Here is a 19,461-nt window from a genome sequence, read left to right as displayed (position 1 = left end):
AATCTACTGCTCAAAAAGCACGATGCCCGCCGAAGTGGCGGGCATCGAATGACGTGATGACAAGGTCGTGATCCAGATGAGAGACGTGGGACCTGCCATGTCACTCCTCTGCTGATTTGAACGCCATCAGGCGTGCGCCCCTGTCAGCTCTTGAGGCGACGCGCGCGGAAGGAACGCCCCTTGAGCTTGCCGTTCATCAGCTGTGTCAGCGCCGCCTTGGCGACATCGCGCTCCACGGCCACGTAGGTGGTGCGGGCCAGTACCTTGATCTTGCCGATCTGGCTGCCCGGCAGGCCGCCATCGCCCGTCAGGGCACCGAGGATGTCGCCGGGACGCAGCTTGTCCTTCTTGCCGCCATCGATCTGCAGCGTCGCCATGCGCGCGCGGAAGGGTTCACGGGTCAGCATGCTCTTCGCCGGCAGCGGCTCGGCTTCCAGCGTCTGCTCGAGGAAATCTCCCAGCTTGGCCAGGCGATAGTCTTCCTTCTCGGTATACAGCGTACAGGCGATACCGGAGCTGCCCGCGCGACCGGTACGCCCGACACGGTGGACGTGGGCATCGAGGTCCCGGGCGATCTGGTAATTGAAGACCGCATCCAGCGCGTCGATATCCAGCCCGCGTGCCGCGACGTCCGTGGCCACCAGAATCGAGGTGCTCTTGTTGGCGAACATCACCAGCGTCTGATCACGCTCGCGCTGCTCCAGATCACCGTGCAGGGCCATGGCACTGAAACCGTGCTCATTGAGGGCATCGCTGACCTCCTGTGCCTCACGCTTGGTGTTGCAGAACACCACGCTGGTGTCAGGACGATACTTGAGCAGCAGGATACGCAGTGCCTCGAAACGCGCCTCTTCATCCGCCACCCGATGAAACAGCTGACGGATGCTGCTGTCATCGTGGGTGGAGGCGACCTCGATGCTGACCGGCTCCCGCAGGATGCGCTCGGCGATCGGGCGCACGCCATCGGCGAAGGTCGCGCTGAACAGCAGCGTCTGACGCGCTTCCGGGGTCTCGGCGATGATGGCATCCAGCACCTCGGCGAAGCCCATGTCGAGCATGCGGTCGGCCTCGTCCAGCACCAGGGTATTGAGCTCGGCAAGGCTCAGGCTGCCCTTGCGCAGGTGCTCGTCCACACGGCCCGGCGTGCCGACGATGATATGCGCACCGTGTTCCAGCGAGCCCAGCTGCGGGCCGAAGGGCGCACCGCCACACAGCGTCAGTACCTTGACGTTGTGCAGACCGCGCGCCAGACGGCGAATCTCGCCGGCGACCTGATCGGCCAGCTCACGCGTGGGGCACAGCACCAGCGACTGGACACGAAAGCGCGAGACCTTGAGGCGCGACAACAGGCCGAGGCCGAAGGCGGCGGTCTTGCCGGAGCCCGTCTGGCCCTGGGCGATGACATCGCGCCCTTCCAGCATCGGCGGCAGGCTCTGCGCCTGAATCGGCGTCATGGTGTGATAGTCGAGCGTCTCCAGATTGGTGAGCAGCTCGGGCGCCAGCGCCAGAGAGGCAAAGGCAGGGGTGGCGGTGGCGTCAGTCACGAGGACATTCCTTCAGTCGATGAACAGGCACGAGCCGAACAGGCATGCGTGCGGGCGCAGAGCATAGCAGAGCCAGCGCTCGCTCGCCTGCACGCCTCTACCTGCGAATTCACATGTCTGCGGGTTCCTGCCAGCGCGCCGGCCGCGTTCACGTTTGCCATCCTTTCCAACGACACGACAGCTGATCGACTGCTGGTTGTCAGTCCCTTCCTCGCACCAGTCGATAATCCCCTCGCATGAGGCAAACGATATCGCATTAATGGCAATGAATGATTTTCGTCATCAGCCGTTTTCAATCCTGATTCAGGTCATTTATTAATCCTGCCCGATTCACCAGAATACCCGTTGACGTTCCTGTCATTTCCCACGTCTTGCGCCACGCCACGAGTGATCGTGCGCGTGTGAGAATTGATTGTCATCGATACCTATCGCCATGCCTCAAGCGTTGCATCAAGGGTGCGGACCTCAACGAAAAAGGGACGCACCGGTATCGAGTCTCGTCACTGATCATCGTCTGCATCATCTGTGCAACACCCATGTCCCGTCATGAGAGCATCACCGCATCATCACGCCCATTACTCCGCTATCTTGTTGATTAAATTGATATCAATGAGAAATATCAATGCCTTTTCATGAAGGCATGACAGCCCGAACACGCTCATACCCTCCGCGTGGGCCAGGGCCGACGACGCCAATGACGCCTTCACGAGCCAGCACAGACTGGCGCTGAATGGCCACGATCTTCTTGAGGAACAGGGGCTCCACTGGTCAGGAGAAACACCCCGTCATCAAGACAGTTTCAGGACGCAGCGAACCACAAAGGGAGCAGAACCTGATGAAGGATATTTCACGAATCACCGCCTACGGATGTGTCGTGGCCGGTGTTGGCCCAGCGGGCATGGGGTTTCTATTCAATGCCTTGAAAACCGGAAAACTGGCGCAACTCGCACGCCATGGTCTGCTGATACTGGATGCCGGAGGCATTCATCGGGATGCGCCTCTGGGGGCCGGACGGCTGGGCGAATATCGCATCACGGCCAACTCGGTGGGGGACGTCTTTCTCGATTGCCTGAGAGACCCGGCCCTCGCGGAGGTCTTCGCTCCGCTGGAAGGCGATCCGTGCCTGGAGAACATCCGCGCCCAGGCCTTCACCGCCCCGGCGCTCAGCGAAGTGGGCGCCCTGCTGGAAGCGGCGTCCCGGCTGGTGCTGGAACACGCCACCCGCCTTGCCGGCGTGGAGCTGTGGTGCGGCACGAGTCTCGATGAGGTTGAGCGTATCGAGGATGACAATCTGCTGACGCTGACTCACACACCGGAACACGCGTCTCGTCCGACACGGATCCGCACCTCCAACCTGGTGCTCAATCTCGGCGGCTATCAATGCCCGGAACACCTGACCCAGGACCTCTCGCGCCAGGGACTGTCCCTGTCACCGCGTGCGCGCATCTACAGCGGTGATGAACTGCTGCGCATGCCGGAAGGTCAGCTGCGCAGCCTCTTGCTGCCGCGCCTGCGGCGTGGTGGGCGTGTCTGCGTGGTGGGTGGCTCCCACAGCGCCTTCTCGATGCTGGATCTGCTCGCCAGCGCATTCCACAAGACGCGCATCGACGAGATCACCCTGCTCCACCGCTCGCCTGTCCGGCTGTTCTTCGAGAACGCCGAAGAGGCCAAGGCCGCGGGCTATTCCTATGATGTCGAGCGCGATGTCTGCCCCATCAGCGGACGCATCAATCGCTCCGGCGGGTTGCGCTACCGTGCCCTGAGCATCGGCCAGCAAGTGCTCTCCAGCGGTCGGATAGCAGACTGCGACATGCAGGTCAGGCTCATCCAGACCGGCCCCGGCCCTCAGCAACGCCTGCTCGCGGCCAGCGAAGCACTGGCCGACGCGCCGGTAGTGGTGCAGTGCAACGGCTATCAGCCGATTCTGCCGCGCCTGCTGGATGCGACGCGTCAGCCGCTACCGCTCAGCCAGGTGAAGGGCGGACTGGATTCCGATGCCACCGGCAATCCCCGAGACCTCTCAGGCAACCTCCTTGAGGGCCTCTACCTGTTCGGGCTCGGCGCCGGACTGGCGGCAGACCCCACCCTAGGCAGTGAAGCCGCCTTCGATGGCCGCATCTACGGCGTCTGGCAATTCCACAACAACGCAAGCCTGCCAGCACTGGAGACCATCCTCGCACGCCTGGAAACGCAGCATGTGGCAGCACCGGTGACGGACCCGCTGTCCGCCGCCACCCAGCTGGCCGAGCAGGCAGCGCCATCCTCTGGCGCACAACGCATGAAGGAGGCCGAACGCGAGCTGACCACGGCGCTGAACACGCTGAGCGAGACTCTGTCCTCGCCACTGCGCTCCAGCATCGCCTGACCTGCATCGCCTGACATGCATCGACAAGGCATGCATCGACAAGGCATGAGGGCTCATGCCACGCCTTGCATCATATCTTACGTAATGATCTGGCGTCGTTATGAATACGCCAACAAGGCGCTGGCAGCCTCAACAACGTCATCATGATTATCACAAAGATAACAATAACGAGAAATGACACTCTGACACACTAGGCGAAAGACACACACGACACCCTGCAGCAAGCACATGAAAGGCCCGGCCATGCATCGCATGACCGGGCCTTTTGGCTACTGGCGCTTGCTGTCAGCGCACGGGCAACGAGTGACTCACGATTCGCCTGAGCGCAACTGCCCTCAGGCGAGCGCATCCACGAACCCGCGATTCAGCCGGCCTGGGTCTGTGCTTGCGCGAGACGTGCCTGCTTGCCGCCGAGGGTGAAGCAGGTATCGATTTCCCGCAGCAGGAACAACGCCACACAGGCGGCCAGCATCGGCCAGGCGGCGAAGAACAGCAGGTGCTCCCACGGCGCGAGATACTGATTGAAGGCAGACAGCGTGGAGCCGGCATGCAGCACCAGCACCAGCCCATAGGTGAGGGTCTTCTTCACGCCTGCCAGGAACATCAGCAACAGCACCATCTCGATGGCGGCGATCACGATGACGATGCCTTCGCCGACACCGCCGATGGAATAGAACTTCTCGAAGATGGCCGCGGCGTGACCGGGATTGAAGAACTTGTCCAACGTCCACATTGTCATCACGAGGAAGACCCCGAGGCGCAGCAGCAGCAGGGAAATGCGGATTCGATCGGCGTACTTCGTCATGTCAATTCTCTCCAGAGGAAATGGGCCTGTCAGGCAGTCAGCGCCGCCTCGTGCCGGGCACGTCTTCCTGTGTACGCACACCATTGAGGTCTGGTTGCATCCAGATCAACTTTTTTCTCGCGAAATGAACCACTTGGCAGTCCATCACGCGATTGCGCTCTTCGGCGCAAGTCACTGCTGCGACAGCGGTGATGCCGCCTCATCTCTGCTCTCCTGCCGCGACTGACAACGCTTGAATACCTGTCCATCCTCAAGACACCTGTAGCACTGGCGCTTGCACACTGGAGTTATCCACATGGCCTCTCAACCAGACACGCCGACATCCGGCGCACCGCTGCGCCGCTGGCAGGCCCCCCGCGACGCTTCTGCCCACCCGCCGTGCACATCTCCCTCCCACCTGCCGCCCGCGATTGCCCAGGCACGCTTTCCCGCCCTGAGCGCAAGGCTGCTGGAGCATGCCGCGCGCATACAGGCCGAGCGTGAACGCGGCGAGATACTGGACGCCGCCTGCGCCATGAGTGCCGTGCCGACCGTGATGCAGGAGATCTGGTCTACCAGTGGGGAGCTTGAGACATTCGCATTACATCACGCCATGCAGATCGAGACGCTTACGGAGCTGCTGGGCGAGCACACCAGAGCCCTCAGCCCTGATGATTCGCCAGCGGTAGCCCCGCGTGACACCTTTGACTGGCTGCATCTGGCACTGGAATGCCTGCTGAGAACACATGAGGATAACCAACGTTTACACTCGAACTGATGTAACCCGGGCCCAAAACTCGTATGGTGAAGTGACGGGCCCGGTTGACGACAGTCCATGTCTCGCCGCCGCCCTCGTGGCAGATGCACGCGCACGACGACCAGGAGCACGTCTGGAACGGACTTCCGGTACGAGAAACAACGCAAGACATCAAGCACAGCAAGCGGAGCAGAACATCACGATCGATCATTGAAACGACCAGCCGAGGAGGTTCACATGAAGGTCTACAAACCTGAATGGCGCTGCACGCTCGACGTGACGGAAGGCCCCGACCCCACCGCCCGCTGGAAAACACGGCTTGCCTGGCGCCTGCGCGCCCTCGCCGACCGCTTTGATGGCGGTAGTCGTACGATGAAGATTGACTGCAATGTCACCCCGGCGCTCAGTCGCGAAGAGGTCGACACCTGTCTGGGCAAGGGCTTCGCCCTCAGCCAGAATCTGATGCTGCAACTGGCCAACCACAGCGCCTGCGAAGATGTCCTCCGCGACGCCAAGGCCGAGCTCTACGAAGAAGAGCAACACCCGATGTAAGACGATGATCTCAGTAGAAACCCGCAGATCATCCATCGGTGAACGTAGTCCGCAAGACGCATGAAAAAGCCCTCCCGGCGATGCCGGGAGGGCTTTTTTGATTTATATGCCAACCCCAAAAAATTGCTAATATTTAATATTATTATACTAAAATACTCATACTTCATTTCTCTTCACTTAATCTACACTACATATGAAAAAAATTAAAACTAAACTCAGGGAAAGCAATGAAGATCAAAAAATTAACTATAGAAAACTTTAGAGGTATCGGTAGCGCTGTAATAGATTTTGAAAATTTTACAACGCTAGTAGGACCAAACAATATAGGTAAATCCACGATACTGAATGCCATACACATGGTCCTTGATAACAAAAAACCTAAACTGGAAGACTGGCCAAGCCAAAAACCTTCTGACAGTGAAATGCATATAACATGTGAATTTAACAACTTAGAAGATTGGGAGAAGAGCAAGCCGGCAATCTCGAAACTATTGCATGACGATATGTTGAAAATAAAACTATTAGCTAAATGGAATGATGAAAAGTCAGACTACACTCATGACTATTATGTTTTTCACTCGAAAACCATATACCCATGGACTGAAGAAGGATATTCTAATTACAAGAAACATCCTACTTGGAAAGAGATATCTGAGGCGTTCGGTATAAGAACAAAAGCACATTTTGATGATAAGTCAGATGACATTGAAGCCTATATATCACAAAATCATCCAGAATACTGCAATACCTCTACTGACTGGCATTTAAAGAAATTTGCCAATTCTTTACAGCAAGCAGTACCACACGTAATGTATGTCCCTGCTAGCTTCAAGATAGAAGACGAACTTAAATCAACTAATAGCAGCCCTTTTTCTTTCCTGTTTTCAAACAAACTGTTCCCAAGGGTTAAAAGTGATGAAAGTTACACCAACTATATAGACAAAGCTGAACTATTACAGAAAAAACTGAAAGGCAAATCTGAAGATGGCAGTAAAATAGAGGGTCTTGATGATGTTTTAAATTCAGTATCAGTGACCTTGAACAAGATATTAGATTTTGACTCAAAAGTTAAGTTGTCGATAGGAAATATCGATATAGAACCTCTCTTCATGAAAGCTGCTACATTTCTAATTGACGATGAGATAGAAACTAGCCTGCAGTACCAAGGCAGCGGAGTTCAAAGAGCACTTGCTTTTGCAATGCTAGAAAGCAACGCTGCAATCGAGTGTGAGGTATCAGGGGAACAAAGAACTATTATTGTATTATATGAGGAACCAGAACTATATATACATCCTCACCTTATGAAAAGACTAAAATCCACTTTAAAAGATCGATCTGAGTCCAATAAATGGCAAGTAATATGCACTACTCACTCGCCCTTCTTGATCGATATAGCAGACACCCCAGAATCACTCAAGCTTATTAAAAGAGACCCCAGCAACGCTAGGCAAGTACATCAAGTTAGAAAAGAAATTTTTGAAAGAGATGGCGAGTATGATGAACGAGTGATTCTTAGAGCAGCCTTGGATTTTCATCCAACTGTCTGTGAAGCATTATTTGCAAAAAGAGTAATAGTAGTTGAAGGTGATACTGAAGTCGCTGTATTTGGCATGATAGAAGGTCTTTGCGATAAATTAGGTGTGGAAGATTCACTGCATGATGATACGACTATTGTATCTGCAGGTGGAAAGTGGACAATACCAGCATTAGTTAAGATTTTAAACGAACTAGACATCGATTACAGAGTGATACACGACAAAGATATAAAAGACCGAGATCAGGATACCTTAGACTCGACGCCAGCCATAGATCCATATAGAGCAAATGCTAAAATACTAGCCTCCGCAAAAGATAATACCGTTTATTCAGTAGATGATACATTTGAACACGTTTTATGGGGTACGGACGAAAGAGGAGAAATAAAATCTAGCAACAAACCGTTCAACTCGTGGAAGCGAACCAAAGATTATATTTCAGGTGAAATCGATTTATCAGCTGAGTCTCAAGACACTTTGCGAAAGATAATTAAATTTGCTTATTGTCGTTAACAATATACTCATAACGAAAGCTCTGACTGAGTGCAGCACTGCGAGCCATACATATCATCGCGATGGGGCAAGTAGTTATCTAGCCAAAGCGCAGCAGAACTATAGATATGACAGCTTTTCAAAAGCCGTGGCTACTCTGCCACGGCTTGTTTTGTTGTCAGCCTTTACCCACAGCTTGGCTCAAACTGGCGTGATGCCTGATTGGCAATGCTGCTGGTGGCGCCACACACCGGGGCGGGGGTGACGGCGTCGGGGTCCAGCAGTGCGGCGACGACGGATTTCACCTGGCGGTAGCCGGTGCGCATCAGGAAGGTGGGTGCGCGACCGTAGCTCTTGATGCCGAGGATATAGAGGCCGGGTTCCGCGTGAGTCAGTTCGGCGGCGCCGTGTTCCGGCACGGAGCCACAGCTGTGCTGGTTGGGGTCGATCAGCGGCGCGAGGCGCGCCGGGCTCTGGGTGGCGGGGTCGAGCGAGACACGCAGCTCCGAGAGCAGCGCAAGATCCGGGCGGAAGCCGGTGGCGGCGATGATGCGGTCCACCGCCGGCAGGCGCTGGCCACCGCTTTCCACCACGAGGCGAGCACCCTGCTCTCCCTGTGGATGAATCGCCTCGATGGCGAGATTGGTCACCACCTCGAATCTGCCGTCTTCCAACCATTGCTGGATACGCACTTCCAGCGCCCGGCGCTCCTGCAACTCATCGTCCTTCGGTGAGCGGATGACGTTGTCCAGCGTGGCGGAGCGCACGCCCCACAGGATGCGTGTGTCCGGGTTCTGCTCGGCCAGGCTGACCAGATCCTGCAGCGCGTTGAAGGCCGAATGCCCGCCCCCGACCACCAGCACCGTCTTGCCGGCATAGTCTTCCCGCGCCTTGCCGGTGATATCCGGCACGCCGTAGGCGATCCGCTCTGCCGCCGCGAGTTCCCCCAGTGCGGGAATGCCATGCGCCCCGATGCCATTGGGGCACTGGAAGGTGCCGGAGGCATCGATCACCGCCCGTGCCTGCACGTCGCGCTCGCCATCCGGCCCCGAGACACGCAGCACGAAGGGTGCCTCCTCTCGCCCTTGCGAGCGCAGCACATCATGCTGCAGGCGACTGACATGCGTGACCCGTGTCGCGGTATACAGGCGGGAGGCAATCTCCGGCAGCGCGGCCAGCGGCTGAAGGTAGTCGGCGAGCAGCTCCGCGCCGGTGGGGAAGGCATCCGCTCGTGGCGCCTGCCAGCCGGTGGGCGTGAGCCATTCGGCTGCCACGGGGTCCACGTTGTAGGACCACGGCGAGAACATGCGCACATGCCCCCAGTGGGCCAGATGCTCCCCGACCTGCTCGCCTGATTCGAAGATGATGGGCTCCAGGCCCGCTGCCAGCAGATTGACCGCAGCGCTCAGCCCTATCGGGCCTGCCCCGATGATGGCAATCGGCAGGTGGCTGTTGGCATCTTGCATCGCGTCTTCGCTCCAGTCGTGGGGGGTGGGGATGAAAGCCTCGTCATGCGTGGCTTTCAGCGTAAGACGACAAGGCTTATTTGGCTATTTTCTTCTAAAGATAACCCGCATATCCCCAGCCACAGGCCGCGCTGGTCGCCTCGGCAAGCCTCTCGCACGCATCGCTCCACTCCCGCGCCAACCTCTCGCAAGGCCATCTGCCCCGACAGCCATGCGTCGCTCGGTTACACTGGGCCATCGCCATGAGGGTGAGGCTTGCTCGCCCCACGCTCGCCCTTTCTTCTCGCCACCGTGATGCCTTCCATGTCCATTTCCGCCCGCCCCTCCAAGCTGAGCCTGCCGCAGATCAACCCCGGCGTGGCAACGGTACTGGAATATCTGCTGCAGAAGTTTCCGGCCATCGATGAGGCCACCTGGCGCGAGCGCATGGCCACCGGCAAGGTGCATCGCGAGGATGGCGCATTGATCACCCCGCAGACGCCCTACCAGCCACATCTGCGCGTCTTCTATTACCGTGAGGTGGCGCGCGAGCCGAGCATCCCCTTCGCGGAGCGGATTCTCCATCAGGACGAGCACATTCTGGTGGCCTACAAGCCGCATTTTCTGCCGGTGACGCCCGGCGGCCTGTACGTGAACGAGTGCCTGCAGCAGCGCCTGCGCGACAGTACCGGAATAGAGGCGCTGCAGGCGGTGCATCGCCTGGACAGGGCCACCGCCGGGCTGGTGCTGTGCTCGCTGAATCCCGAATCGCGTCACCGCTATCATGAGCTGTTCAAGTCGCGGAATATCCACAAGACCTATCAGGCCATTGCCGAAACCCACAGCGATGAGTCCCTGGTGGGCCAGCAGTGGGAGGTGAAGAACCGCCTTGAACAGGCCGAGCAACGCTTCCGCTTTCAGGTCTCCGAAGGCGAGCCCAACAGCCACTCGTTGATCCGCTGTGTCGCGCAACGCGGTAGTCAGGCACTGTTCGAGCTGCACCCCATCACCGGGCGTCGCCATCAACTGCGGGTGCACATGCAGTCGCTGGGCTGGCCGATCCTGAATGACCGCTACTACCCCGAGCTGCAACCGCTCTCGCCGGATGACTACGCGCGCCCCTTACAGCTGCTCTCCAAGGGATTCGAGTTCATTGATCCCGTCAGCGGCGAGGAAAGGTGCTTCGAATACGACGGTGATCTGACGCTGGCGTGAGGCGCGAGATAGCCAGTGGCTGTCGTCGCCAGCCGACGCACAGCCCACGGCATGTGCACAAAGAATTCATCTGGCGAAGGCTTCCTGCTCGACGTCAGGCGGGCTAAGGTTTTCTTCCTGTCCCCGGAAAATAGGCCCATCGATGTCCCGACGTCTCGCAGTGACCGGAGGAGCCGCGCTGGCCGCGCTCCTGTCCTTCCCCGTTCTTGCACAACAAGGGCACGACGGGCCGCCGCCCGATCACGATGGCCCGCCGCCGATGTCAGCGGAAGACCAGGCCTTGAGCGAGGCGCTGCGCGCGCGCATGGGCGATACCAGCACCCTGATGCAGAGCGTGCCGATCCCCGAGAGCGCCGCCGAGTGCGGCGACACGCCAGGTTATGAGCGCATGCTGTGCCTGATCGGTCTGCTCAAGGCCGATATCTCCGACGATGACATCCTCAAGAACCTGCAGCATGACTACTCCCTCGCAGAGGCCGAGAACTGGAGCAACCTGCCCGCTGGCGCCTTCCCGAAACGCCCCGGCGTGCTGCTGGGCGAGCTGAACATCAAGCAGCGCGGCCTCGTCAAGGCGATCATGCTGGAAGCCACCGGCCACGCGCCGGATGAAGGCTTCGACGAGATGATTCAGACGCTCAATGCCGACGACTACATCAACACCGTCAGCACCGACTACAAGGCCGGTTACTCCTCCTACAACACCAAGTTCGCCTTCCTCGGCACGCCGGGTGAGAGCGGCACCTGGGAGCTGTACTACGGCGGCCACCACATGGCCTTCGCCAACACCTACACCGACGGCAAGCTGGCCGGTGCCACGCCCTCCTTCCGTGGCGTGGAACCCTTCCCGTATTTCGAGATGAACGGGCGCGTCAACGAGCCGCTGACCCAGGAACGCGATGCCTTCGCCACCCTGCTCAGCTCGCTCTCCGAGGATCAACAGGCCGAGGCGACACTGGAAGGCACCTACCGTGACATCCTCGCTGGCCCCCAGGCCGACGATGCCATCCCCGAAAGCTATGAAGGCATTCCCGTCTCCGAGCTGGATGATGACCAGCAAGCGCTGCTGCTCACCGCCATCGAGACCTACGTGGACGACATCTCCGCGCCGGAGGCCAAGGCCTACATGGCGAAGTACACCGCTGAGCTTCCGGACACCTACCTCGGCTTCTCCGGCACGCCGCAGGTCAGCGCCGAGAACGATTACGTGCGTATCCACGGCCCCTCGCTGTGGATCGAATTCTCGTTGCAGTCGAACAAGTCCACCGACAAGGTCGGCAACCATCCGCACTCGGTATGGCGGGATCGCACCGACGACTACGGCGGCCAGACCGAATGAGCCGGCGCGCTTCCTGGCGCACCGCCCTGCTCGCCCTTGCCGTGATCTCCCTCGGCAATGGGGCCAGCGGGGCGGGAGGCGGCCTCATCGAGACGGCTCACGCCCACGCCCTGCCCGGCAGTGTGCTGACATTCGAGCAGCAACCGCAGCACACGCTGCACCTCACGCTCCAATTCCCGCGTGAAGACCTGCTGATCGCCGCGCCGGAACTGGCAGCCCTTGGTGAGCAGGCACCAGGCCAGCCCCTGCCGCAGCCGCTGACAGATCAACTCGGCGACTACCTCCGTCACCACCTCGCCTTGTCAGCGAATCACACGCCACTGACGCTGCAACTTGTGGGAGCGCGTCTCGAATCCACCTATCAGCCACAACTCGGCGACTACGTACTGGTCATCACCAAATGGAACGTGAAGACCGAAAAGCCCGAACCAGACTCACTGCTGCTGAAATACGACGCCGTGATGCACGAAGTCCGCAATCATCGCGCCGATGTCTACTGGCAAACGCCCGACGGCGACACCCGCCCACTGGCCGGTTTCGGCTTCTTCCACTCCTCCCACGGCGTCCGGCTCGACCTGCGCAAGGCCAGGCAGGCGCCAGTCAAACAGGAGTGAGTCGAGCAGGAGTGATTCGAACTGCAGTAAACAAAGCGGTAAGCGTTTCCTGAATCGCGCCCACAAAAAAGCCCTTCCGGCCAATGGCCAGAAGGGCTTTTTGCTTGCTGCGTTCTCGTCTCGATCAGCTCAAGAGACCGTCTCGACAGAACGCTGCCTCAGCTCAGCGAGGGGTGATCGTCAGGCGATCATTCCCACTCGATGGTGGCCGGCGGCTTGCTGCTGACGTCATAGGTGACGCGCGAGACGTGCTCCAGCTCGTTGATGATGCGGTTGGAGACCTTCTCCAGCAGCTCATACGGCAGGTGCGCCCAGCGGGCCGTCATGAAGTCGACGGTCTCGACGGCACGGATACCGATGACCCACTCGTAACGACGGCCATCGCCGACGACACCGACGGACTTGACCGGCAGGAAGACGGCGAACGCCTGGCTGGTCTTGTGGTACCAGTCGAAGTTGTGCAGTTCTTCGATGAAGATGGCGTCGGCTTCACGCAGGATGTCCGCGTATTCCTTCTTCACTTCACCGAGGATACGCACGCCCAGACCCGGCCCCGGGAAGGGGTGACGGTAGACCATGTCGTACGGCAGGCCGAGTTCGAGACCGACCTTGCGGACTTCGTCCTTGAACAGTTCGCGCAGCGGCTCGACCAGTTCCATCTTCATGTCGTCCGGCAGGCCGCCGACATTGTGGTGGGACTTGATGACGTGGGACTTGCCGGTCTTGCTGGCAGCGGATTCGATCACGTCCGGGTAGATGGTGCCCTGGGCGAGGAAGTCGACGTCCTTGAGCTTGGCGGCTTCGGCATCGAACACTTCGATGAAGGTGTTGCCGATGGCCTTGCGCTTGGCTTCCGGGTCACTGACACCCTTGAGCTTGCCGAGGAAGAGGTCTTCGGCGTCTACACGGATGACCTTGACGCCCATGTGGCGCGAGAAGGTTTCCATGACCTGGTCGCCTTCGTTCTTGCGCAGCAGGCCGTTGTCGACGAAGACGCAGGTCAGCTGGTCACCGATGGCCTTGTGCAGCAGCGCCGCGACCACGGAGGAGTCGACGCCACCGGAGAGGCCGAGCAGCACCTTGCGGTCACCGACCTGGGCGCGAACGCGATCGGTCAGGTCTTCGATGATCTTGGCCGGGGTCCACAGGCGCTCGGACTGGCAGATCTCGATCACGAAGTGCTCGAGGATGCGCTGGCCCTGCAGGGTGTGGGTGACTTCCGGGTGGAACTGCACGCCGTAGAACTGCTTCTCTTCCCACGCCATGGCGGCGATCGGGCAGCTCGGGGTGGAGGCAGTGACGGTGAAGGTCTCCGGGACCTTCGCGACCTTGTCACCGTGGCTCATCCAGACGTCGAGCAGCGGACGGCCTTCGTCGTCCAGGTGGTCCTTGATGTCCTTGAACAGCGCGGACTCACCATCGACACGAATCTGGGCATAGCCGAATTCGCGCACGTTGGAGCCTTCGACCTTGCCGCCGAGCTGCTCGGCCATGGTCTGCATGCCGTAGCAGATGCCGAACACCGGCAGACCCATCTCGAACACGCACTGCGGCGCACGCGGCGAGTCCAGCTCGGTCACGGATTCCGGGCCACCGGCCAGGATGATGCCGTTGGGGTTGTACTCGCGGATCTCTTCCTCGGTGATGTCAAAGGCACGCACCTCGGAGAACACGCCCAGCTCACGCACGCGACGTGCGATCAGCTGAGTGTACTGGGAGCCGAAATCGAGGATCAGGATCTTGTGGGAATGGATGTCTTGCATCTTCAGTCTCTCATTGGGGAGTCATGTGACCCGCTTCGGAGCTGCGAGGGAGCGCGGGGTCGACACAATCTGGCGCCGAGAATAGCCGAGACCAGAAGTTTCTTCGACCTAAGCAAAGCGGGAACCCGTGTAGGGCTCCCGCTTTGCATCGCGCTTCGCTATGTCTCAGTCGCGCCGATAGTTGGGCGCTTCCTTGGTGATCTGCACGTCGTGGACGTGGGATTCGGCGAAGCCGGCACCGGTGATCTGCACGAATTGCGGCTTGGTGCGCATCTCTTCGATGGTCTGGCTGCCGGTGTAGCCCATGGAGGCACGCAGGCCGCCCATCAGCTGGTGCACGATGGCGCTCATCATGCCCTTGTAGGGCACGCGGCCTTCGATGCCTTCCGGTACCAGCTTCTCGACGCCGGCGTTCTTGTCCTGGAAGTAACGATCGCTGGAACCCTGGGTCTGGGACATGGCGCCCATGGAACCCATGCCGCGATACGCCTTGTAGGTACGGCCCTGGAACAGCTCGACTTCACCCGGCGCTTCCTCGGTACCGGCGAGCAGACCGCCGATCATGACGATGCTGGCGCCTGCGGCGATGGCCTTGGCGATGTCACCGGAGAAGCGGATACCGCCATCGGCGATGACCGGCACGTCGTACTTGGCCATGGCGGCCGCGACGTTGGCGACGGCGCTCATCTGCGGCACACCGACACCGGCGACGATGCGCGTGGTGCAGATGGAACCCGGGCCGATGCCGACCTTGACGCCGTCCGCGCCGGCTTCTGCCAGGGCGATGGCGGCTTCGGCGGTCGCGATGTTGCCACCGATGACCTGAATCTTCGGATGATGCTCCTTCACCCAGGCGACGCGGTCGATCACGCCCTTGGAGTGACCGTGAGCGGTGTCGACGACGATGACGTCAACGCCGGCTTCGGCGAGAGCCGCGACGCGGTCCGGGGTTTCCGGGCCGGTGCCGACGGCGGCACCGACCAGCAGGCTGCCGTTGCTGTCCTTCGCGGCGTTCGGGTAGGTCTTGACCTTCTCGATGTCGCGAACGGTGACGAGACCGCGCAGGCGGAATTCGTCATCGACGATCGGCATCTTCTCGATGCGGCTTTCCTGCAGCTTGGCCTTGATCTGTTCCAGCGGCGTGCCTTCCAGCACGGTGACCAGCTTGTCGCGGCCGGTCATGATGCCGGCGACGGTATCGCTGAAGTCAGGCTGGAAGCGCATGTCGCGACCGGTCACGATGCCGACCAGGTATTCACCCTCGACCACCGGGAAGCCGGAGTAGCCATGCTCCTCGGACATCGCCAGCAGATCCTGGATCTTGGCCTTCGGGCTGACAGTGACCGGGTCACGCACGATGACGCTCTCGTGCTTCTTGACCTTGCGGACTTCCGCGGCCTGCTGGGCAATGCTCATGCTCTTGTGGATGATGCCGACACCACCTTCCTGCGCCATGGCGATGGCCAGGCGAGCTTCGGTGACGGTATCCATCGCAGAGGAGATGAGCGGGATATTGACGCTGATGTCGCGTGTGAGACGTGATCTCAGGCTGACGTCCTTGGGGAGGACCTCGGAGTAGCCGGGGACGAGAAGAACGTCATCAAACGTCAGAGCTTCTTGCGCTATACGTAGCATGTCGAACGCCCAGTAGCAGTTTATGAGGGATGCGCGAAAGCCGCAGTGCAGGGCCCGATGGACGGGCGCCATGACTACGGTTCTAGCGGTTGCTGCGAGGTAATCACCCATGATAACCCATTCGCCCCACTCGAGACAAACGTCGCAGGCTATCAATCTCGCGATTTCGCACACCCCTGACACTAACCATCTGGTCAACTAGAGCCACGGATGGCGCGGCCTGCGGCGGGATGCGCCGGCGGATGCGCTGGCGTCAGGGGGTCGGCGTACCGCCGGAGTAGGCATCGAACCAGCGGTCGAGAAAATCGTGACGACGCGCCGTGTCCAGCATGCTCAGAATCGAGGCGTCCAGAGGCTGCGGGTAGAGCCGCTGGCCGACCTGATCCCGCAGCGACTGGGCGGTGTAGGGGCCGGTGATATCCGTGCGGATGCTGTAGAGCGGTGTCTCGCCCGCCAGCACATGCTGCCCTTGCCGCCCGATGAGGAAGTCCATGAAGGTTCGCGCAGCCTCCGGATGCGGAGCATCGCGGTGGATGAAGGCGGTGCGCATGGAGATCAGCGCATAGTCAGTGGGCATCTGCACGATGACCTCAGAGTGGGACTGTGCCCAGCGGATGGCGTAGGACCCCAGCAGGTTGTACCCCAGCCAGTAGCGGCCATCGCTCAGGCCTTCCAGCATGCGCTGCGTGCTGGTCTCGAGAGTGGTGTCGACCTGTCCGAGCGCCGCGACCAGTTTCCAGAAGCGTCCTGAATAGTAGGAATCCTGAAGATGGAGCGCGTATCCCAGTGCGCTCTTCGAGGGCGAATAGGCCACGACTCGCCCCGTCAGTGTCTCGGCATGCTCCGTCAGCATGTTCAGTACGTCGGCATGCGAGGATGGCGGCATCATTCTGGTCGCGAGATCCAGCCGGTAGGCCATCACGATGGGCTCGAAGGTGAAGGCGAAGATTTCATCGCGCCACTTGGCCCACTCGGGCCATTGCCTTGCAGCCTCGCTGTCCAGTCGCTGGGCCAGTCCTTGATTGACCAGCGCCACCTGCCAGGGCATCGCCGAGCTGATGATGATATCGGCCCCCGCGTCGTCCTGAACGGCCAGTGCATTGAGCGTCATCGTCGTGCGATCGTGATAGACGATCTCGATGGCGGGATACTGGCGCGAGAAGGCCGCCAGCAAGGGCGCCGCGACCTGGCGATCCATTGCCGCTTCAATGACCAGGCGGTCCTGTGCCGCCATGACTGGCCTGGCAGCCAGGAGGATGGCGAGACCTGCCCACAGGGCCAGCACCAGGCAACTCGTGACTCGACGGGCCCCTGGGGTGGCGCGCAGCCTGCCAGACATGAGGTTCATGACGGCCACCTCGGAAAGCGGATGCGAATGCACAGCCCTCCCACATCGCGATTGGTGACCTGCAAGTCAGCCTGATGGCGCAGGGCAATCGTCTCGACGATCGCCAGCCCAAGTCCCGAACCGTCGGTGTCCTGACGCCCTGCGCGCTCGAAGGGCTGACAGAGTCGTTCCAGCATCTCCTTCGGCACACCGGGGCCGTTGTCCTCGATGCTGAGCAGCACGCTATCGTCATGGGCGGCAAGGCGCAGGGTGATCTCGCTGCCGGGCGGGGTGTAGCGCAACGCATTCTCGATCAGATTGCCGATCAGTTCGCGCAGCGCCCACGACTCGCCAATCACGCAGACCGGCTGTGCAGGCAGTTCGGCCAGCCCCAGGTCATGCTGGCGCGCGAGATCGTGATCGACCCACTCCAGCACCACGCCGCGAAGCAGTTCACCGAGGTCCAGCGCATCCTGCTCGGTGGGCAATGCCAGATGACGCAGCCGCGTCAGGTTCAACAACTGCCCCGCCAGGCGACTGGTGCGTGCAGCGCTGGCGTGGATATCCCCGAGCGCTGCGCGCCATTCGTCAGGTGATGAGCTCGTCAGCGCGAACTCCGCCAGGTTCTGCACTCCCGCCAGCGGCGTGCGCAGCTGGTGGCTGGCATCGGCGGTAAAACGCAGCAACGCATCGCGGGATTCTCCCTGGCGGTGGAAAAGCTGCTCCAGCGTCTCGACCAGCTCGCGCATCTCTTCCGGCATGGTGCCCTCCAGCGGCGTGGCATCCTGCGGCTGACGCCGACGCAACTGATGCCGCAGACGCTTGAGCGGTGTCAGCGCCAGCCTCAGCGTGATCAGGATCATCACCACCGCCAGCACCCCCATGATGAGCATGCGGCCCGTGGCTCGAATCATCAGCTCGCGCGCCAGCTGCCGGCGCCCTTCGGTGGTATGTCCGACCCAGAGCTGCACACGAAATTGCCGCTCCCAGCCTGCGGAACGCACGCTGCGCGCGTGCAGCCGCCACGTGACGCCCTGATAACGGATGTCCTGCCAGACATCCCTTTCTCCAGCCTCGCGCAGCATCTGCGGGGTTAGCGGGATCTCGAGGTTGCTGGCCAGTACCCGCCCCTGATCATCCAGCAGGCGGTAGAAGACACGTTCCTGATGTCGTGTGGAGAGAATCTTGAGGGCAGCCGGCGGCATCATGATGCGCGGCTTGTCATCCTGCCACTGGATGGCTTCTGACATGGCCAGCAGCGCATCCTCGAGCTGATTGTCGAAGGCGCGCTGGGCCGAGCGCTGACTGGTGACCCAGGCATCGATCAACACGAGCCCGCCGACGATGAGCATCATGCTCAGCATCCACCCCAGCAGGCGATTGCGCAGCTTGCCGTGGATGATCATCCAGCGTCTGTCATCTCGAGACGATAGCCCAGCCCACGCAGGGTACGGATCTGTATCTCACTGCCTGCCAGGCGCTTGCGCAGCCGACTGATGTAGACCTCCAACGCATTCGAGCCCACCTCGCCATAGCCGAATACCTTGCCTTCGATCACCTCCCGCGACACCACCTTGCCGGCGTGCAGCATCAGGCTTTCCAGCAGCAGACGCTCCCGTGGTGGCAGATCCAGCGTCGCGCCCACCAGCGTGAAAGTGCCGCTGCGGGTCGACATGGCAAGCGGACCGAAGCGAAGCGTGTTGTCACTGCGCCCCTGACTGCGCCGCAGCAAGGCCCGCACACGGGCTTCCATCTCCACCAGCGAGAACGGCTTGGCCAGGTAATCATCGGCACCAAGATCCAGTCCACGCACCCGGTCATCCACCCCATCCCGCGCCGTGATGATCAGCACCGGCGTCAGGTCATTGCGCTGACGCAACTCCGACAGCAGGTCCATGCCCTGCCCATCCGGCAGGCCGAGATCAAGCAGGATCAGATCAAAGCCGCCCTGGCGCGCCGCGTCCCGTGCAGGTGCCAGAGTATCGAAGACATCGATGGCATAGCCCAGCGTCGACAGACTGCGCTGCAGGGTGCGGGAAATGAGGGGATCATCCTCGACGACGAGCAGGCGCATGCATCCAAAGTCTCAGTAAGGGG

At 60.3% G+C, this 19,461-nt stretch carries 15 protein-coding genes; 7 read left to right on the top strand and 8 right to left on the bottom strand.

From position 1 onward, the window contains the following. Positions 1–143: 143 nt before the first annotated feature. Entirely contained in the window at positions 144–1,544 is a 1,401-nt protein-coding gene (dbpA, locus tag PJK54_RS05055) for an ATP-dependent RNA helicase DbpA (protein ID WP_077379020.1), read from the bottom strand. 835 nt (positions 1,545–2,379) lie between these two features. On the opposite strand from dbpA, the gene PJK54_RS05050 reads away from it, so the two are divergent. Further along, positions 2,380–3,909 (top strand): hypothetical protein, encoded by a 1,530-nt coding sequence (locus tag PJK54_RS05050; RefSeq protein WP_271302382.1) that lies wholly within the window; start codon positions 2,380–2,382, stop codon positions 3,907–3,909. Positions 3,910–4,273: 364 nt separating this feature from the next. Here PJK54_RS05050 and PJK54_RS05045 read toward each other — a convergent pair whose 3' ends face one another. Next, the gene (locus PJK54_RS05045; RefSeq protein WP_077379019.1) at positions 4,274–4,714 is read right to left on the bottom strand and encodes a hypothetical protein; all 441 of its coding nucleotides are present in this window, start codon (positions 4,712–4,714) and stop codon (positions 4,274–4,276) included. Between the two features lie 295 nt (positions 4,715–5,009). Between PJK54_RS05045 and PJK54_RS05040 the strand changes: the two genes are divergently transcribed. The 3 genes from PJK54_RS05040 to PJK54_RS05030 all read left to right on the top strand — a co-directional run bounded on the left by PJK54_RS05040 (position 5,010) and on the right by PJK54_RS05030 (position 8,050). Continuing rightward, positions 5,010–5,471 (top strand): hypothetical protein, encoded by a 462-nt coding sequence (locus tag PJK54_RS05040; RefSeq protein ID WP_176502997.1) that lies wholly within the window; start codon positions 5,010–5,012, stop codon positions 5,469–5,471. A gap of 216 nt (positions 5,472–5,687) precedes the next feature. Beyond that, a complete protein-coding gene (locus PJK54_RS05035; RefSeq protein WP_077379015.1) occupies positions 5,688–6,002 on the top strand; it encodes a hypothetical protein in 315 nt (104 codons plus the stop codon). A gap of 227 nt (positions 6,003–6,229) precedes the next feature. After that, the gene (locus tag PJK54_RS05030) at positions 6,230–8,050 is read left to right on the top strand and encodes an ATP-dependent nuclease (RefSeq protein ID WP_271302381.1); all 1,821 of its coding nucleotides are present in this window, start codon (positions 6,230–6,232) and stop codon (positions 8,048–8,050) included. Between the two features lie 164 nt (positions 8,051–8,214). Here the strand turns inward: PJK54_RS05030 and PJK54_RS05025 are convergent, their stop codons facing one another. Then, complete coding sequence (locus PJK54_RS05025) at positions 8,215–9,495, bottom strand: NAD(P)-binding domain-containing protein (RefSeq protein WP_271302380.1); 1,281 nt, start codon at positions 9,493–9,495, stop codon at positions 8,215–8,217. Between the two features lie 303 nt (positions 9,496–9,798). Here PJK54_RS05025 and PJK54_RS05020 point away from each other — a divergent pair, with 303 nt between their 5' ends. The 3 genes from PJK54_RS05020 (at position 9,799) to PJK54_RS05010 (ending at position 12,639) form a co-directional block, all read left to right on the top strand. Continuing rightward, positions 9,799–10,689 carry a pseudouridine synthase gene (locus PJK54_RS05020; protein ID WP_271302379.1) on the top strand — a complete coding sequence of 297 codons (891 nt, stop codon included), beginning with the start codon at positions 9,799–9,801 and terminating at the stop codon, positions 10,687–10,689. A 142-nt stretch (positions 10,690–10,831) separates the two neighbouring features. Then, a complete protein-coding gene (locus PJK54_RS05015; protein WP_271302378.1) occupies positions 10,832–12,025 on the top strand; it encodes a DUF3500 domain-containing protein in 1,194 nt (397 codons plus the stop codon). Beyond that, on the top strand, positions 12,022–12,639 hold the full coding sequence (locus PJK54_RS05010) for a hypothetical protein (RefSeq protein ID WP_271302377.1): 618 nt from the start codon (positions 12,022–12,024) through the stop codon (positions 12,637–12,639). The genes PJK54_RS05015 and PJK54_RS05010 overlap by 4 nt, the downstream gene beginning before the upstream one ends. Before the next feature lie 188 nt (positions 12,640–12,827). Here PJK54_RS05010 and guaA read toward each other — a convergent pair whose 3' ends face one another. The 5 genes from guaA to PJK54_RS04985 all read right to left on the bottom strand — a co-directional run bounded on the left by guaA (position 12,828) and on the right by PJK54_RS04985 (position 19,438). Next, positions 12,828–14,402 carry a glutamine-hydrolyzing GMP synthase gene (gene guaA, locus PJK54_RS05005; RefSeq protein WP_077379004.1) on the bottom strand — a complete coding sequence of 525 codons (1,575 nt, stop codon included), beginning with the start codon at positions 14,400–14,402 and terminating at the stop codon, positions 12,828–12,830. Between the two features lie 165 nt (positions 14,403–14,567). Continuing rightward, positions 14,568–16,037 carry an IMP dehydrogenase gene (guaB, locus tag PJK54_RS05000; RefSeq protein ID WP_077379374.1) on the bottom strand — a complete coding sequence of 490 codons (1,470 nt, stop codon included), beginning with the start codon at positions 16,035–16,037 and terminating at the stop codon, positions 14,568–14,570. A 253-nt stretch (positions 16,038–16,290) separates the two neighbouring features. Further along, a complete protein-coding gene (locus PJK54_RS04995; protein ID WP_271302376.1) occupies positions 16,291–17,322 on the bottom strand; it encodes an ABC transporter substrate-binding protein in 1,032 nt (343 codons plus the stop codon). 59 nt (positions 17,323–17,381) lie between these two features. Then, the gene (locus PJK54_RS04990; RefSeq protein WP_141392584.1) at positions 17,382–18,770 is read right to left on the bottom strand and encodes a sensor histidine kinase; all 1,389 of its coding nucleotides are present in this window, start codon (positions 18,768–18,770) and stop codon (positions 17,382–17,384) included. Beyond that, positions 18,767–19,438 carry a response regulator gene (locus tag PJK54_RS04985; protein WP_077378999.1) on the bottom strand — a complete coding sequence of 224 codons (672 nt, stop codon included), beginning with the start codon at positions 19,436–19,438 and terminating at the stop codon, positions 18,767–18,769. The genes PJK54_RS04990 and PJK54_RS04985 overlap by 4 nt, the downstream gene beginning before the upstream one ends. Between the last annotated feature and the right edge of the window lie 23 nt (positions 19,439–19,461).

Origin of the sequence: Cobetia sp. MMG027 (assembly GCF_027947415.1) — a bacterium.
Lineage (GTDB): Bacteria > Pseudomonadota > Gammaproteobacteria > Pseudomonadales > Halomonadaceae > Cobetia > Cobetia marina.
Note: the sequence above shows the minus strand (reverse complement) of the source record. Positions and strands in the feature narration are given on the sequence as shown.

Coding starts and splice junctions, on each gene's coding strand:
- PJK54_RS05035 (WP_077379015.1), top strand. CDS start 5,688: ATGAAGGTCTACAAACCTGAATGGCGCTGCACGCTCGACGTGACGGAA.
- PJK54_RS05030 (WP_271302381.1), top strand. CDS start 6,230: ATGAAGATCAAAAAATTAACTATAGAAAACTTTAGAGGTATCGGTAGC.
- PJK54_RS05020 (WP_271302379.1), top strand. CDS start 9,799: ATGTCCATTTCCGCCCGCCCCTCCAAGCTGAGCCTGCCGCAGATCAAC.
- PJK54_RS05015 (WP_271302378.1), top strand. CDS start 10,832: ATGTCCCGACGTCTCGCAGTGACCGGAGGAGCCGCGCTGGCCGCGCTC.
- PJK54_RS05040 (WP_176502997.1), top strand. CDS start 5,010: ATGGCCTCTCAACCAGACACGCCGACATCCGGCGCACCGCTGCGCCGC.
- PJK54_RS04990 (WP_141392584.1), bottom strand. CDS start 18,770: ATGATCATCCACGGCAAGCTGCGCAATCGCCTGCTGGGGTGGATGCTG.
- PJK54_RS05010 (WP_271302377.1), top strand. CDS start 12,022: ATGAGCCGGCGCGCTTCCTGGCGCACCGCCCTGCTCGCCCTTGCCGTG.
- guaA (WP_077379004.1), bottom strand. CDS start 14,402: ATGCAAGACATCCATTCCCACAAGATCCTGATCCTCGATTTCGGCTCC.
- PJK54_RS05025 (WP_271302380.1), bottom strand. CDS start 9,495: ATGCAAGATGCCAACAGCCACCTGCCGATTGCCATCATCGGGGCAGGC.
- PJK54_RS05050 (WP_271302382.1), top strand. CDS start 2,380: ATGAAGGATATTTCACGAATCACCGCCTACGGATGTGTCGTGGCCGGT.
- PJK54_RS05045 (WP_077379019.1), bottom strand. CDS start 4,714: ATGACGAAGTACGCCGATCGAATCCGCATTTCCCTGCTGCTGCTGCGC.
- PJK54_RS04985 (WP_077378999.1), bottom strand. CDS start 19,438: ATGCGCCTGCTCGTCGTCGAGGATGATCCCCTCATTTCCCGCACCCTG.
- guaB (WP_077379374.1), bottom strand. CDS start 16,037: ATGCTACGTATAGCGCAAGAAGCTCTGACGTTTGATGACGTTCTTCTC.